General features: G+C 65.1%; 17 protein-coding genes. 8 read left to right on the top strand and 9 right to left on the bottom strand.

From position 1 onward, the window contains the following. Window positions 1-47: 47 nt before the first annotated feature. Together ACWAT4_RS34055 and ACWAT4_RS34050 are read left to right on the top strand one after the other, a co-directional pair. Complete coding sequence (locus ACWAT4_RS34055; RefSeq protein ID WP_212426518.1) at window positions 48-740, top strand: response regulator transcription factor; 693 nt, start codon at window positions 48-50, stop codon at window positions 738-740. Further along, window positions 727-1,797: a sensor histidine kinase gene (locus tag ACWAT4_RS34050; RefSeq protein WP_212426517.1), complete on the top strand. Its 1,071-nt coding sequence runs from the start codon at window positions 727-729 to the stop codon at window positions 1,795-1,797. Before ACWAT4_RS34055 ends, ACWAT4_RS34050 begins: the two co-directional genes overlap by 14 nt. Here ACWAT4_RS34050 and ACWAT4_RS34045 read toward each other — a convergent pair. Beyond that, window positions 1,792-2,163, bottom strand: a complete 372-nt coding sequence (locus ACWAT4_RS34045; RefSeq protein WP_212300090.1) for a response regulator transcription factor — start codon at window positions 2,161-2,163, stop codon at window positions 1,792-1,794. The two genes, ACWAT4_RS34050 and ACWAT4_RS34045, sit on opposite strands and share 6 nt — an antisense overlap. Next, the gene (locus tag ACWAT4_RS34040; RefSeq protein ID WP_212426516.1) at window positions 2,160-3,026 is read right to left on the bottom strand and encodes a S1C family serine protease; all 867 of its coding nucleotides are present in this window, start codon (window positions 3,024-3,026) and stop codon (window positions 2,160-2,162) included. Before ACWAT4_RS34040 ends, ACWAT4_RS34045 begins: the two co-directional genes overlap by 4 nt. Before the next feature lie 182 nt (window positions 3,027-3,208). Here ACWAT4_RS34040 and ACWAT4_RS34035 point away from each other — a divergent pair, with 182 nt between their 5' ends. Next, on the top strand, window positions 3,209-4,174 hold the full coding sequence (locus ACWAT4_RS34035) for a VOC family protein (RefSeq protein ID WP_449729150.1): 966 nt from the start codon (window positions 3,209-3,211) through the stop codon (window positions 4,172-4,174). A gap of 9 nt (window positions 4,175-4,183) precedes the next feature. On the opposite strand, the gene ACWAT4_RS34030 is transcribed toward ACWAT4_RS34035, so the two are convergent. From ACWAT4_RS34030 to ACWAT4_RS34015, 4 genes are all read right to left on the bottom strand, one after another. Beyond that, a complete protein-coding gene (locus tag ACWAT4_RS34030; RefSeq protein ID WP_212300087.1) occupies window positions 4,184-4,456 on the bottom strand; it encodes a hypothetical protein in 273 nt (90 codons plus the stop codon). A gap of 9 nt (window positions 4,457-4,465) precedes the next feature. Beyond that, window positions 4,466-4,792, bottom strand: a complete 327-nt coding sequence (locus ACWAT4_RS34025; RefSeq protein ID WP_212426514.1) for a YbjQ family protein — start codon at window positions 4,790-4,792, stop codon at window positions 4,466-4,468. Window positions 4,793-4,919: 127 nt separating this feature from the next. Beyond that, complete coding sequence (locus ACWAT4_RS34020; RefSeq protein WP_212426513.1) at window positions 4,920-5,195, bottom strand: hypothetical protein; 276 nt, start codon at window positions 5,193-5,195, stop codon at window positions 4,920-4,922. Between the two features lie 180 nt (window positions 5,196-5,375). Further along, window positions 5,376-6,170 carry a transporter gene (locus tag ACWAT4_RS34015; RefSeq protein ID WP_249154425.1) on the bottom strand — a complete coding sequence of 265 codons (795 nt, stop codon included), beginning with the start codon at window positions 6,168-6,170 and terminating at the stop codon, window positions 5,376-5,378. 151 nt (window positions 6,171-6,321) lie between these two features. On the opposite strand from ACWAT4_RS34015, the gene ACWAT4_RS34010 reads away from it, so the two are divergent. Both ACWAT4_RS34010 and ACWAT4_RS34005 read left to right on the top strand, forming a co-directional pair. Next, window positions 6,322-7,197, top strand: coding sequence for a dihydrodipicolinate synthase family protein (locus ACWAT4_RS34010; protein WP_449729149.1), 876 nt, complete (start codon window positions 6,322-6,324; stop codon window positions 7,195-7,197). A 212-nt stretch (window positions 7,198-7,409) separates the two neighbouring features. Next, entirely contained in the window at window positions 7,410-9,734 is a 2,325-nt protein-coding gene (locus ACWAT4_RS34005; RefSeq protein ID WP_449729148.1) for a xanthine dehydrogenase family protein molybdopterin-binding subunit, read from the top strand. Between the two features lie 105 nt (window positions 9,735-9,839). Here the strand turns inward: ACWAT4_RS34005 and ACWAT4_RS34000 are convergent, their stop codons facing one another. From ACWAT4_RS34000 to ACWAT4_RS33990, 3 genes are read right to left on the bottom strand one after another with little or no spacing between them, the layout of a single operon-like run. Next, window positions 9,840-11,036, bottom strand: a complete 1,197-nt coding sequence (locus ACWAT4_RS34000; RefSeq protein WP_212426510.1) for an acyl-CoA dehydrogenase family protein — start codon at window positions 11,034-11,036, stop codon at window positions 9,840-9,842. 15 nt (window positions 11,037-11,051) lie between these two features. Continuing rightward, a complete protein-coding gene (locus ACWAT4_RS33995) occupies window positions 11,052-12,200 on the bottom strand; it encodes an acyl-CoA dehydrogenase family protein (protein WP_449729147.1) in 1,149 nt (382 codons plus the stop codon). 5 nt (window positions 12,201-12,205) lie between these two features. Beyond that, window positions 12,206-13,057, bottom strand: a complete 852-nt coding sequence (locus tag ACWAT4_RS33990; RefSeq protein ID WP_449729146.1) for an enoyl-CoA hydratase — start codon at window positions 13,055-13,057, stop codon at window positions 12,206-12,208. A 278-nt stretch (window positions 13,058-13,335) separates the two neighbouring features. On the opposite strand from ACWAT4_RS33990, the gene ACWAT4_RS33985 reads away from it, so the two are divergent. From ACWAT4_RS33985 to ACWAT4_RS33975, 3 genes are all read left to right on the top strand, one after another. Then, the gene (locus ACWAT4_RS33985) at window positions 13,336-13,941 is read left to right on the top strand and encodes a LemA family protein (RefSeq protein WP_449729145.1); all 606 of its coding nucleotides are present in this window, start codon (window positions 13,336-13,338) and stop codon (window positions 13,939-13,941) included. A 138-nt stretch (window positions 13,942-14,079) separates the two neighbouring features. Continuing rightward, window positions 14,080-14,970, top strand: a complete 891-nt coding sequence (locus tag ACWAT4_RS33980; protein ID WP_449731302.1) for a TPM domain-containing protein — start codon at window positions 14,080-14,082, stop codon at window positions 14,968-14,970. A gap of 2 nt (window positions 14,971-14,972) precedes the next feature. Further along, window positions 14,973-15,470: a TPM domain-containing protein gene (locus tag ACWAT4_RS33975; protein ID WP_212446431.1), complete on the top strand. Its 498-nt coding sequence runs from the start codon at window positions 14,973-14,975 to the stop codon at window positions 15,468-15,470. Window positions 15,471-15,516 lie beyond the last annotated feature (46 nt).

Genomic DNA, 15,516 nt, shown 5'->3' with positions numbered 1-15,516 from the left:
GCCCCGGAACGGGATAATCTGGTGGCGATCGTCGCGCGGAGTTTGTCATGACCGGAGGCCATCGCCGCATCCTCGTCGTCGAGGACGATCCGGAGACCGCAGGCCAGCTCGTCGAGGAGTTGACGACGTCAGGCTACGACGTCGATCTCGCCGCCACCGGCCGAGAAGCGCTCAGCCAGGGCGTTGCGCGCGACTATGCCGTGATCACCATTGACCGCATGCTGCCCGATCTCGACGGCATTACCGTGATGCGCCAGTTGCGCGACGACGGCATCGCCGCGCCCTTCCTCATCATCTCCGCGCTCGGCGAGGTCGACGACCGCGTGCGCGGCTTGCGCGCCGGCGGCGACGACTATCTCGTCAAGCCGTTCTCCTTCGTCGAATTGCTCGCGCGCCTCGAGGCGCTCGGGCGCCGCAGCGAGACCATCGCCAAGGAAACCATTTTGCGCGTCGGCGATCTCGCCGTCGACCTGATCGCGCGCAATGCCAGCCGCCGCGGCCGCAAGATTCCACTGCTGCCGCGCGAATTCCAACTGCTCGAATATCTCGTCCGCAACGAGGGCCGTGTCGTGTCCCGCGCAATGCTGCTCCAGCACGTCTGGGACCTGCATTTCGATCCCTCCACCAACATCATCGACGTCTATGTCGGTCGCGTCCGGCGCAAGGTCGACGATGCCCAGGCCTATCCACTGATCCACACCATCCGCGGCATTGGATATTGCCTCCGTGCTCCTGGCTGACACGCTTCGCTCCTCGACCTTCCGCCTGGCGCTGATCGCGATTGCGATCTTCGGCCTGATCGTCGCGGCGATCATGGGTTACGTCTATTTCGGCACGCTCGCTTATGTCAGGAGCCGCGTCGGCGATGCCGGCGACCACAGCGGCTTCGTTGCCATGCTCGAGCTCGCGATGATCGCCGTCGCCCTGCTGCTGGTCGTGCTGGCCGGTCTTGCCGCCGTGCTGGTGACGCGGCGCACGGTCGGGCGGATCGAGGAGATCAACGCCACCAGCCGCGCCATCATGCTGTCCGGACTTGACCGGCGCATTCCGCTGCGCGGCAGCCACGACGAATGGGACCGTGTCGCCGAGAACCTCAACCAGATGCTCGATCGGATCGAGACGCTGATGGGCGAGGTCAAGCAGGTCAGCGACAATGTCGCCCACGATCTGCGCACACCGCTGACGCGCATGCGCGGCCGGCTGGAAAAGGCCTATCATCACGAGCGCAACAGTGAGGCCGATGCAGCCCTGATCGGCGATACTATCGCCGATCTCGATGCGGTGCTCGGCATGTTCGCCTCGATCACGCGGATCTCGGAGATCGAGACCCGCGCCCGGCGCAGCGCGTTTCGTGGGCTCAACCTCGCCGAGATCGCCGGCGAGGTCGTCGAGCTCTACGACGCCGCCGCCGAGCAGGTTGCGACGCGCCTGAGCCTTGGCGGCGACCGCGACGTCGCAGTAACGGGCGATCGCGATCTGCTGTTCGATGCCATCGCCAATCTCGTCGACAACGCGATCAAGCACGGCCGCCCGGGCGGAAAGGTGATCGTAACCTGCCGCAACACCGGTAATGGCGCGATGATCGCCATCGCCGATGATGGTCCGGGCATTGCCGCCGATCAGCATGATCACGTGTTCAAGCGCTTCTACCGGCTCGAGCAGAGCCGCTATACGCCGGGCAACGGCCTGGGCTTGAGTCTTGTCGCGGCGGTGTCGCGCCTGCATGGCGCCGAGATCGCGCTGCACGACAACGCGCCGGGCCTGACGGTCGAGCTCAGCTTTCCGTCCGCGCTATAGCTCGATCACGCCGCGGCGCGCCGCGTGCGCGACCGCGTCGGTGCGGCCGGTGGCATCCAGCTTGTCGAGCAAGGAGCCGACGTGGAATTTCACGGTGTGCACTGAGATATTGAGCTGTCGCGCGATCATCTTGTTGGAGGCGCCTTCCGCCATCAATGCCAGCACATCGAGCTCGCGCTGCGTCAGCGCAATGTCCTCCGGCATGACGCGCGGATCGCGTGCGACAACGCTCGCCATGGCGGTCTCACCGGGCGCGGCGAGGCGAAGCCCCGCGACATTGCCGAGCAACGTCGCGAGGCGGTCGGCGAGGGCGGGATCGTCGATCTCGAGGGCGAGCACGATCTCCGGCGTGGTGTCCTCGCTCACGCCTCCGGCCTCTCGCCAATCGTGACCTTGAAGCTCGCCGGTTCGCCGCCGCGGCGGACCGCAACGTCGATGATCTGGCCGACGCTCGCAGGTCCCAACGTCCGCAACAGCGCACGCACGCCGGAAAGCTTCTGGTCATTGACTGCCACGATCACGTCGCCCTGGCAGATGCCCGCCGTGGCCGCCGGACCTGCTTTGTCGACATTCATCACCATCGCGCCGATGCCGTCATCGAGCCGCAGCGGCTGCAGCCCGAGCCCGAGATAGCCGCGGGCAATGCGGCCGCGGGTCTCGAGTTGGGCTGCGACGCGCTCGATTGTCGCCGTCGGGATCACCAGCACGCGCCGCGGTCCGAGCACGGCCATGCCGAAGGCCTCGCCCGAGGCATTGAGGGCGAGGCCGCCCTCCTGGCTCGGACGCAGGCGAACATCGAGCTCGATCCGCGCATCGATCTCGCCGCCGCGCAGGGAGCGCCAACTCTTGCCTGAAACCGATACCATCCCGAGCGCCGCACTTGGCGCATCGCGATTGGTGGCGACGACGACCGACAACGCGCCGAGGGCAGGGGCCGTGCTAGCGAGCTTGACCGGGGCGATGGCGGTATCGGCGCGCAGCAATGCGACGTCAGTGGTGTGGTCGCGGCCGACGATCGTGGCGGCAGCCGTGGTGCCGTCAGCAAGGACGATCTGGATGTCGCCCTCATCGGCCAGCGCCTCATCGGCGGTGACGATCAGGCCTCCCTTCCAGACGAAGCCGGTCGAGCGGGAGCGATGCGAATGCACGGAGACCACGGACGGCACGATGCGCGCCACGACGTCCGCGAGCGCGGACGACAGCGAGGTGAGAGGGGTGAGGTCGGTCATGGAAGGCTCCTGTAAGCTGCCTCCAATCTGGGATGTCGCGGCCAATTGCGAAACTGGCCGGGTGGCCAGTCCTCCCCTCAGCCACGGCCGACGAACATGTGATTGGGAGCCGCTCACGGGAACGTGTAGCAATCCCCAAATTGCACCGTACGGCCCTAAAATTTGCCAGCGAGCCCTGACCAATGACCATCGACCTCACCCGCCGTACCCTGCTTCAACTTGCCGGCGCGACCTCACTCGCAATGGCCGCGGCCGGCGCTGCACGCGCCGAGGGCAATCCGCAAGGCGGCGGGCCGACCTATGCCAGCCGCACGCCGATGCGGGTCGGCATGGTGACGTTGCGGGTGAAGAATCTCGACAAGCTCGCCGATTACTACCGCGACGTGATCGGGCTCACCGTGATGGAGCGCTCCAGCGCCGCCGCAAGGCTCGGCACGGCCGGTATCACGCTGCTGGTGCTGGAAGCCCGTCCCGATGCCGCGATCGAGCCACGCAACGCCGCCGGCCTCTACCACACCGCCTTCCTGATGCCGACGCGCAAGGATCTCGCACGCTGGCTGGTCCATGCCGCCTCGCACCGCGTGCCGCTGTCGGGCTTTGCCGATCATCTCGTCAGCGAGTCCGTCTATCTCGACGATCCCGAAGGCAACGGCATCGAGGTCTATGCCGACCGCGATCCCTCGCAATGGCAGTGGAGCGAGGGCAGCGTGAAGATGGCGACCGATGAGCTCAATATTCCCGACCTGCTGTCGCTGACCAACACGCGCGTCAGCGACTATGCCAAGGCGCCGGACGGGATGCGTGTCGGCCACATGCATTTGCGCGTCGGCGACCTCGCGCAGGCGGCGAGCTTTTACCACGGCGCGATCGGCCTCGACCCAACCCGCAGCCGCAACGGCGCCGCGTTCCTGTCGTCGGGCCGCTATCACCACCACCTCGGCATGAATGTCTGGCAGAGCCAGGGCGCCGGCCAGCGCGACGATTCCACGACGGGGCTCGCCTGGTTCTCGCTGGTGATGGCAAAGCCGGATCTGCTCGCCGCGCAAGAGGAGCGCCTGCGCAAGGGCGGGGCGCGGATCGTGCAGCTACCGGACGGCGTCGAGGCGGTCGATCCCTGGGGCACGCGCGTGCGGCTGCTCAAGGTGTGAGCCGGCGGCTCACATCTCGCGATAGGCCCGTTCGCCGGTTTCGGGCCGCATGAACACCGCGACGCGCTTGTTGGTTTCGGGATCGATGAAGCGCTCGCCGGTATCGACCCAGCCGGGCCCGATGGGCTGCTTCGAGGCCGGCTTGTAGCGTGTGTCGTAGATCAGGCTTGCGATCAGGCCGATGCCGACAAATGTCAGCGGCACGCCGAACGGAAAGAAGTGGCCGACGACCAGCAGCAGGATTGCGATCAGGAGCGCGGCGATACCGATCGGCAGCGACATGGTCCGATCCTAGCGCGCGGCCGGCTCGATGACGACGGCCGTTCCGTAGGCGACGATCTCGCTCATGGTCTGGCCGATCTCGGCGGAGTCGAACCGCATCATCACGATTGCATTGGCGCCCATCGCGGTGGCGTTCTCGACCAGGCGATCAACGGCGTGACGGCGTGCGTCCTCCAGCAGCCTCGTATATTCCGGAATCTCGCCGCCGACGATCGAGCGCAGGCCGGCGACGATATTGCCGCCAAGTCCGCGACTGCGGACGACGATGCCGAAACATTGGCCCAGCGTCCGGACCACGCGATGGTTCGCGACGTTCTCGGTGGTGACGATCAACATGTGGCTCCCCTGCCTGGTTGCACGCCATCATTAGTCCGAGCCGAGATGGAACGGTTCATTTGCCGTTTCGAAAGGGAGAGGCGGCGCGAGGGGACGAATGGCCCTCCGCGCCGTCATCAGCGCGCGATCAGCCGCGTGCGACGGGGTTGATCGAGACGTCGGGTCCCGCGTGCTTCTGCGCAGCCTGGAAGCCCGCCGTGATGCCTTGTTCGACCGATTTCCGCACGTGCTCGTCGGTGATCTGCTTTGCCACATCGGCCACGGCAGCCAGGATCATCGAATCCTGGAACAAGGCTGGGTAGTTGACCGGTCCGGGGCCGGGCTTGCCCCAGTGGATCGGGATCTGAAAGATCGGCAGGAAGAAGCAATGCCGTTTGCCACCGAAGTTGATGCAAATTTCCATGGCCTGACTCCTCGCTAAGGGATCGCTGCGCTCGCTGTCCGCAGCGCCTGCGACGCTAGACCCGTGTGGCCAGGTCCGGTGTGAAGCCGTTCACACCGGAAGGATGCATAAAATCGCGTAAACTATTATCGATTGTGAGTGCGAAGATGTCAGCTCGCTGATATCCGCGACTGTTTCCCATCAATGCCAAAGACGCGGTCTCGTCGCCGTACCGAGGACGTTGTCCCAGCGGTAGGAATAGCCGACGCCGATGATGTAATCCGGCGAGTTTCGGTTGAGACCGAAGGCAAGGTGGAAATCGATCTGCTCGGTCCGGTTCAAGAGATAGCCGCCGCCGACATTGAGCAGCGCGGTGCTTGCGCCGCGCGACGGAGTGTCGCTGACATATTCGGCGAACAGCGCCAGCTTCTCGCTGACCTTTCGCTCGATCACGAAGGTGGCCTCGCTGGTCTGGTGGCTGGTCGGATCTGACGGCCGGAAGAAGCTCGTGAACATGCCGCTGATGCCCCAGCCGCCGCCGAGCTCGTAGGACCAGGGGAGTTGCAGATAGGGCTGAAAACCTGGACCGGTGATCGCGGGCGTGCCAGTCGGCAGGCTTGCGCCGAACACCACGGAGAGGTTGGCGGGCTCAGGCAGTCCGCTGACCTGCCATTTCACGCCGGGGGAGACGTTGGTGAATCCGGTGTCGATCGCGCCCGTCAGCCGCCCGACATAGCTCGGCACGTCGACCAGCACCTCGAGGCAGGGTGCGACACCGAAGCGGAGCCGGCTGTTGCTGCTGTCAAAGCCCTTAGCCCTGCTCTGGCCGGAGGTGTGGACGCCGTTCTCGATCTGGATGCTGCCATCGGGCACGACCAGGCTCGAATTGGTCACATCGGGACGATCGGTCGCGATCTCCGATTGCGGCGAGGGGCATTCACCGGCCTGAACCATGCCGGAGCACAGCGCGACGGTGAGGAGGCTGACGCAACGCAACGAAACCTGCCAACGCGGCAGGATAATCCCTAGGACACCAAATGCGCTCTTCGAAGGCCGATCGCTTGCTGGCAATAGTACCTCATGGTAGCACGCGATGGATCGCGCACCTGCCAGACAAGACTGGCTTCCTCCGGATTTTATTCCCGCCATGACTGATTTTCGCGGCGTCTTCCCCTACCTCGTCTCGCCCGTCGATGCCGACGGCGCGGTGCGGACGAACGTGCTCGCAAAGCTCTGCGACGATTTGATCGGCGCCGGCGTGCACGGGCTGACGCCGCTAGGCTCGACCGGCGAGTTCGCCTATCTCAATGCCGCGCAGCGTACGGCGATTGTGCAGACGACCATCGAGGCTGCGAAGGGCCGCGTGCCTGTTGTGGCGGGCGTTGCGTCGACGTCGACGGCGGACGCCGTGGCGCAAGCGCAGGCCTGTCAGAAGCTGGGCGCCAACGGCATTCTGGCGATCCTCGAGGCCTATTTCCCGCTCGCCGATGCCCAGATCGAATCCTATTTCCGCAGCATCGCCGATGCCGTCGACATTCCTGTCGTGATCTACACCAATCCGCAATTCCAGCGCTCTGACCTCACCCTCGATGTCATCGCGCGCCTCGCCGAGCATCCGCGCATCGGCTATATCAAGGATGCCTCGACCAACACCGGCCGGCTGCTGTCGATCATGAACCGCTGCGGCGATTCCTTGCGCGTGTTCTCGGCCTCCGCCCATATCCCGGCCGCGGTGATGCTGATTGGTGGTCTCGGCTGGATGGCGGGACCGGCCTGCATCATCCCGCGTCAGAGCGTGGCGCTCTACGACCTCTGCCGGGCCGGCCGCTGGGATGAGGCCATGGCGCTCCAGCGCAAGCTGTGGCGCATCAACGAGGCCTTCGCCCGCTTCAACCTCGCCGCCTGCATCAAGGCCGGCCTTGCGATCCAGGGCTACAACGTCGGCGACCCCGTCCCGCCGCAGGCAGCGCTCAACGCCGATGCGCGCAAGGCGGTGGAAGCGGCGCTCAAGGAGCTGGCGTAGCTGTCATTCCGGGGCGAACCCGGAATCTCGAGATTCTCAGTTGCTCAATTGCGCACCGTAATTCGATGCTGTGCATCGACCCGGAATGACGATCTCCAAGACAAGCCTGGGCATGACGAATCCGTGGATATCTGGCCCAAAAGCGCGGCTGGTCTCCTCTACCTCGATCCGCTAAAAGGCGGCCGCACTTTGAGGCTTAGAGGACCAGCGGAATGAACATTCTTCCCGGCAATTTGCGTTTCGGAGCGGGCCAGCCCGTCAAGCGTTTGGAAGACCAGCGGCTGCTCACTGGGAAGGGGCAATTCATCGACGACAAGCCGGACGACGGTGCGCTGTGGTTGCACGTGCTGCGCTCGCCGCATGCGCACGCGAAGATCGTCTCGGTCGACACCGGCGCAGCCGCATCGATGCCCGGCATCACCGCAATCTACACCGGCGCGGACCTGATCAAGGACGACGTCGGTGCTATCCCGACGCTGAGCATCTTCAAACGCCCCGACGGCAAGCCGATGACTGTGCCGCCGCGGCGGCTGCTCGCCCATGAGGTGGTGCGTTACGCCGGCGAGGCGGTGGCGGCCGTGGTGGCTTCATCGCGTGCAGAGGCCCAGAGCGCGGCTGAGGCGATCGTGGTCGAGTATGATGTGCAGCCGGCGGTGGTCGATCCCGTCGAGGCCGTGAAACCCGGCGCGCCCGTGGTCTGGCCGGAGGCGCCCGACAACATCGTCGGCGCGATGGCCTACGGCGATGCCGCCAAGGTGGACGAGGCCTTCGCCAAGGCCGCGCACACGGTCGAGCTCGATCTCGTCAGTCAGCGCCTGGTGCCCTCGGCCATGGAGCCGCGCTCGACCATTGCCGAGATTGACAAGAAGACCGGCCGTCTCCTCCTGCATGTGCAGTCCCAGACGCCAGCCTCGACCCGCGACGTGCTGGCGGAAGCAGTGCTCAAGCGTCCCAAGGACAGCGTGCGCGTGCTGGTCGGCGACATCGGCGGCGGCTTTGGCCAGAAGACCAACCTCTATCCGGAAGACGGCATCGTCGCCTATGTCGCGACCAAGCTGAACAAGAAGATCCGCTGGCGTGGCGATCGCACCGACGAATTCGTCGGCGGCACCCATGGCCGCGATCTCACCTCGACCGCGTCTTTCGCGCTGGACGAGAAGGGCAAGGTGCTCGCCTATCGCGTCACCTCGATCGGCTGCACCGGCGCCTATTCCTCGGGTGCTGCCAACATCATCCCGCTGGTGCTTGGGCCGTTCGTGCAGACAGGCGTCTACGACCTGCCGCTGGTGCATTTCGAGATCAAGTCGGTGATGACGCACACCGCGCCGGTTGGTGCCTATCGTGGCGCCGGCCGGCCCGAAGCGGTGTTCATCGTCGAGCGCCTGTTCGACGCAGCTGCGCGAAAAATCGGCATGGATCCGCGCGCGATCCGGAAAGCGAACTACATCAAGCCGGCGCAGCTCCCTTACACCAACGCCGCCGGCCAGGTTTATGACTCCGGCGCCTTCGCGCACATGCTCGACCGCGCCGTGAAGCTTGCGGACTGGGACGGCTTTGCCGCGCGCAAGAAGGCCGCGAAAGAGAAGGGCCTGCTCTATGGCCGCGGGCTCACCTCCTACATCGAATGGACCGGTGGCCGCGCCCATACTGAAAAGGTCAGCCTGCATGCGACCTCGCAAGGCCGCGTCGTGCTGCATTCCGGCACCATGGCGATGGGGCAGGGCTTGCAGACGACCTACACCCAGATGATTTCCGATACGCTCGGCATCGCCATGGACAAGATCGACGTCGTGCAAGGCGACACCGATCTCGCCATGGGTTTTGGCAGCGTCGGCTCGCGCTCGCTGTTTGTCGGCGGCACCGCGGTCGCGGTTTCCTCCAACGATCTGATCCAGAAGGCGCGCGAGAAGGCGGCGAACGTGCTGGAGACCTCGGTCGAGGACATCGAGTACCAGGGTGGCATGCTCACCGTGGTCGGCACCGACCGCCGCATCAGCCTGTTCGACATCGCCGAGAAGGAGGATGGCGCCAAGCTCAGCGTCGATTCCGAAGGCGAGGTTGACGGGCCGAGCTGGCCCAACGGCACGCATATCTGCGAGGTCGAGATTGATCCCGATACCGGCGTCTCCAAGGTCGTGCGCTACACCACCGTCGATGATGTCGGTGTCGCCGTGAACCCGATGCTGGTCACCGGCCAGATCCATGGCGGCGTCGCGCAGGGCATCGGGCAGGCGCTGTATGAGGGCGTCTCGTACGATGCCGATGGTCAGCTTCTGACCGCGAGCTACCAGGACTACTGCATCCCGCGTGCCGATGACGTGCCGCCGATCGTGGTCACGCTGGACGATTCCGCGCCCTGCCGCACCAATCCGCTCGGCGCCAAGGGCTGCGGCGAATCCGGCGCCATCGGCGGCCCGCCCTGCGTCACCAACGGGGTCATGGACGCGCTCGGCGAGCTCGGCATCACCCAGCTCAACACGCCGCTGACGCCACAGAAGATCTGGAAGGCGATCAGGGACGCGAAGGCGGCGGGTTAAGCGCAACGCGTTGTTGCGCTGGCTGTCGCTACAAACTGATCTGTCGTCCCGGATCTGCGCTTCGCGTGTCCGGGACGACACCGAGTGTATGGCGCGCGCGTTCCCTCAAATCCCCAGCATCATCTTCGCAATGATGTCGCGCTGGATCTCCGAGGTGCCGCCGAAGATCGTGTAGGCTCGCCCGTTGAGATATTCCGGCACAACCGTCAGCATGTCCTCAGGCAGTGCCGGCTCGCGGTTGAGCTTGTAGAGCGGGCGCGTCGGCTCGACCGCGAGCGCGTCGTGGCCGATCACGTCGACCCCTAACCGCGTTACGGCCTGCCGGATCTCGCTGTTGCGCAGTTTCAGGATGGACGAGACCGCGCCGGGATTTTGTCCGGTCTGCAGCGCCGAGAGCACGCGCAGCTCGGTCATCTCCAGTGCATCGATATCGACCTCGACCTCTGAGATGCGGGATGCGATGTCAGGGCTGTCGATCGCTCGTCCCGTGAGGTCGGATTCGGCAAGCTCGGTGATGGCGCGCAGCCCCTCGCGTAGCTTGGCCGAGGCAATGCCGGAGCCTCGTTCGAACTCGAGCAGATATTTGCCGTAAGTCCAGCCCTTGCCTTCCTCGCCGACGCGGTTGGCGACGGGCACGCGCACGTCGTCGAAGAACACCTGGTTGACCTCGTGGTCGCCGCCGATGGTCAGAATGGGGCGCGTGGTGATGCCCGGCGTCTTCATGTCGATCAGGATGAAGCTGATGCCGTCCTGCTGCCGCGGGCCGTCGCTGGTGCGCACCAGTGCGAACATGCGATTGGCGTGATGGGCATGCGTGGTCCAGATCTTCGTGCCGTTGATGATGTAGTCGTCGCCGTCGCGCACCGCGCGGGTCTTCAGTGACGAGAGATCGGAGCCGGAGCCCGGCTCGGAATAACCCTGGCACCAATAATCCTCGCCGGACAGAATGCGCGGCAAGTAAAAGTTCTTCTGCTCCGGCGAGCCGAAGCCGATGATGACGGGCCCGACCATCTTCACGCCCATCACGTTGACATTCGGCACGCCGGCCCGTGCGCATTCGCTCTCGAAGATCCAGCGCTGCGCCGGCGTCCAGTCCGGGCCGCCATGGTCGACCGGCCAGCCCGGCGCACCCCAACCCCGTCTATGCAGCGCGCGCTGCCAGGCCATGCCGATATCGGGATCGGAGAACACCGATGGCGTCAGCGCCGTCGCGCGCTTCATCTCTTCGGTGAGATTCTTCGCGATGAAGCCGCGCACCTCGTTTTGGAAGGCGCGCTCCTCGGCATTGAACGACAGGTCCATGATGCGCTCCTTGTGTCAGGCGGACTGAGTGATGCGGCCAAGCTGGGCGTGGCGGGCATAGTGATGCGCGCTGCCGCCGAATAGCGTGTCGAAGGCGACCAAGCGCTTGAAATAGGCGCCGACCTCGAGCTCCTCGGTGACGCCCATGCCGCCGTGGAGCTGGATCGATTGCTCGCCGACGAAGCGGGCGCATTTGCCGATCTTCGCCTTTGCAGCCGATGCGGCGCGGGCACGCTCGACCGGCGGGCTGTCTGCCTTCAGCGCGGCACGCAGCGCCATCGAGCGGGCCTCGTCGACCTGGATGGCCATATCGGCGAGGCGATGGCGGATCACCTGGTTGGCGGACAGCGGCCGGCCGAACTGTTTTCTGATCTTGGTGTACTCCAGCGTGGTGTCGAGCAGCGTCTGCATGATGCCGACGGCTTCCGCGCCTAACGCGGCCATGGCGCGATCGACGGCCCATTCGATCGCCGGCAGCGCGTCCCTGCCGTCGCCGAGCAGGGCGTCCTCCGGCAGTTGCACGCCGGAGAGTTCGATGTTGCAGGCCCGCCCGCCGCCGAGGCGCGGATAGTCGGAAATCGCAAGGTCAGACGCGGTTGCCGGCACCAGAAACAGGCCGATCCGTCCCGACGGTCCCCGATGATCATGCAGATGCGCGGAGACGATGAGGTCGTCGGCGGCATGGCCGTCGAGCACGGCAATCTTGCTGCCGGAGAGATGCCAACCGTGCGCCGACTTGGTGGCTGAGGTCGCGACCTTGGCGAGATCGAACCGCGCAGCCCGCTCGGAATGGGCAAACGCAAGCTTCAACGATCCGTCCGCGATCTTGGGCAGGCTCGCCTGCTTCTGCGCCGTGCTGGCGCACTTGTCGATCAGTGCAGCGCCAAGCACGACGGTCGCAATATACGGCTCCGACACCAGTCCGCGGCCAAAGGCTTCCATCAGGATGCCGATTTCGACCGGCCCGCCACCAAGACCGTCGAGCTCTTCCGGGATCGGCAGTGCCAGCCAGCCGAGCTCGGCAAACTGCTTCCACACCGCCGGGCTGAAGCCGAGCGGATCGTTCGCCATCTTGCGGCGGTGATCGGCATCGTAGCTCTCGGCCACGAAGCGCTCCGCGCTCTCGCGCAGCAGCCGTTGTTCGTCACTGAGATTGAGATCCATTGCGTCTACTCCGGGGCCGCCGGCTTGCGCACGGAGGGATGTAGTCCGGATGGATCGACCACCATGCCGAACTCCTGAAGGTTGTGGGCGTGACAAAGCTGATGCAGCGCAAAGGCCTGGTCGATCGCGGCGGGTTGCCCCATGATATCGACGGAGCGGTTCACGGCCTCCTTGGTCAGCTTCAGCGCAAAGGACGGCTTTGCTGCGATCCGGCGCGCCAGCTCCAGCACGCGCGATGACAGTTCGGCGCGCGGCACGACCTGGTTGACCATGCCGAGCTGATGCGCCTCCTGCGCACTCCAGCTATCGGCGGTGAACAAAAACTCCTTGGCTTTGCGTGGGCCGAGCTCCCAGGGATGCACGAACCATTCGACGCCGCAGACGCCCATGGTCACGACGGGATCACAGAACTGCGCATCGTCGCTGGCAACGATGAGGTCGCAGGCCCAGGCCAGCATCAAGCCACCGGCGATGCACTTGCCGTGCACTTCTGCAATCATAGGCTTGGCGAGATTGCGCCAGCGCCGCGTGATCTGGAGATATATTTCCTGCTCGCGCGCAAAGCGGCCGTGCGCGTTCGCTTCCGCAAAGCCGCCCCAATTTCCTATCGGCGGAAAATCGATGCCGGCGGCATTCTTAGCCCCGGGGCGCAGATCGTGGCCGGAGGAGAAGTGCGGCCCGGTGCCGGCGAGGATGATCACCTTGACCGCATCGTCCTGCACCGCCGCGTCGAAGGCCGCGTTGAGGTCGTAGGTCATTTGCAGGTTTTGCGCGTTGCGCGCGTCGGGACGGTTCATCACGACCCTGGCGACCGCCGGCTCCGGCCGCTCCACGAGGATGGTCTCGAACGAGGACATGGCGCGCTCCCCTGCATTTTTCGTCTTGTTTGCTTTGAGTTGACTATGCCGTGTGGCGATAGGCAAGAGGCTTGCGTCAGCCGGCTGGCGGTTGGGCGCGCGCGTGATTGTTGCAGTCATTCCGGAGCGCGAAGCGAGCCCGGAATGTCGAGATTCTCAGGTGCGCAATTGCGCACCGTAGCTCGATGCTTTGCATCGTTCCCGGAATGACATCGGGAAGCTGGCGTCTTGCGCGCGCAATCTGGTAGTTTGCCCCCGATTCCACCGGGAGAAATTTGATGCGCAAGATCCTGACCGTGCTGGCGGCGCTGGCCTCGCTCAGCCTCACCAATTGCGGCTACAACGCGATCCAGAGCGAGGACGAGCAGATCAAGGCCAACTGGTCCGAGGTGGTGAACCAGTATCAGCGCCGCGCCGATCTCGTGCCCAATCTCGTCAACTCGGTGAAGGGGTTTGCGCAGCAGGAGAAGGACGTGCTGCTCGGCGTCACCAATGCCCGTGCCAAGGTCGGCAGCATCCAGGCGACGCCCGAGGTGCTGAACGATCCCGCCGTGTTCCAGAAGTTTCAGGCCGCGCAGGGCGAGCTGTCCAGTGCGCTGTCGCGGCTCCTCGTGGTCACCGAAAACTATCCGCAGCTGAAGTCGGATGCCCTGTTCAAGGATTTGATGTCGCAGCTCGAGGGTACCGAGAACCGTATCACGGTCGCGCGCAACCGCTACATCAAGGCGGTGCAGGAGTATAACGTCACCATCCGCTCGTTCCCGAGCAATCTCACGGCGATGATGTTCGGCTACAAGGAGAAGCCGAACTTCTCGGTCGAGAACGAGAAGGAAATCTCGACCGCGCCGAAGGTCGACTTCAACGCGCCCGCGCCGTCGAAGTAAGCGCGAGCCATTTTGCGAATGGGCATCACCCCACCCACCGCTGTCATTCCCCGCGAAAGCGGGGAATCCAGTACGCCGCGGCTTTTCCGCATCTCGCTGGCGTCTATGGAATACTGGATCGCCCAGTCGGGCCGGGCGATGACAGCGAATTTGTGGTGGCATGCTGCTCTCATTGTCGCGCTTGTGTTCGCCATCGCGTTCCCCGCCGCTGCGGACGTTGCCGTGCCGCAGCTCACCGGGCGCGTGGTCGACCGGACCGGCACGCTGTCGAGCAGCGATATCGCTGCGCTGTCGCAGAAGCTCAGCGATTTCGAGACGCGCAAGGGCAGCCAGATCGCGGTGCTGATCGTGCCGACGACGGATCCGGAGACGATCGAGCAATTCTCGATCCGCGTTGCAGAAGCCTGGAAGATCGGTCGCAAGAAGATCGACGATGGCGCGATCCTGGTGGTCGCCAAGAACGACCGGCATCTGCGCATCGAGGTCGGCTATGGCCTCGAAGGCGCACTGACCGACGTCACCTCGCGGCGGATCATCGACGAGGTCATCACGCCAAAATTCAGGGAGGGCGATTTCGCCGGTGGCATCTCGGCCGGCGCGGAGCGGATGATGCGCGTCATTGACGGCGAGCCGCTGCCGGTTCCCTCGCGCAGCGTGAATTTTGCCAATCTCGACGACATCGGGCCGGCCGTCCCGGTCGTCCTGTTTGCCTCGCTCGTCGTCGGCGGCTTCCTGCGCGCGCTGCTGGGGCGACTGCTGGGGTCGGTCGCGACCGGCAGCGTGATTGGTCTCCTGGCCTTGCTCATCCTCGGATCCGGCGCCTTAGCCTTGCTCGCCGGCATCATCGGCTTCGTGCTGTCCTTCATCGCCGACCTATTTCCGACGTCAACGGGGACGTCGCGCGGCGGATCGTGGTCGGGCGGCTCCTCGTCTGGCGGCTGGAGCAGTGGATCGTCGTCCAGTGACAGCGGCAGCTTCAGCGGAGGCGGCGGCAGCTTTGGTGGCGGCGGCGCCTCGGGGAGCTGGTAGTCATGGGCATTGGGCGTATCACCCGGCATCTCCTCCAGCACCATTGGCGCGCCAGGCAGGTGTTTCCGCAAAGCGTGCTCGACCGCATCGAGCAGGCAATCAAGAGAAGCGAGACGACGCATTCCGGCCAGGTCCGCTTCGTCGTCGAAGGCGCGCTCGACGGCCGTCCGCTATTTCGCAACCAGCACGCGCGCGCGCGAGCGCTCGACGTGTTCTCGCATTTGCGCATCTGGGACACAGCGCACAACAATGGCGTGCTGATCTATCTGCTGCTCGCGGATCGCGACGTCGAGATCATCGCCGATCGCGGCATCGATGCGAAGGTGGGCGCGGCCGGCTGGGAGACGATCTGCCGCGCGATGGAGGTCGCGTTCAGCGCAGGCCAGTTCGAGCGCGGCGTGATCGACGGCATCGCCGCGGTGTCGCGTGAGCTGGCAAAGCACTTCCCGCCGAGCGGAGCGCATCCGAATGAGCTGCCGGATAAACCGGTGGTGCTGTAGGCCCTATGTCGTCCCGGCCCCCCGTGCGCAATTGCGCACTAGGCCG

Source organism: Bradyrhizobium sp. T-1 (assembly GCF_053592855.1).
The sequence above is the reverse complement of the archived record's forward strand: the minus strand, read 5'-3'. Positions and strand labels throughout refer to the sequence as shown.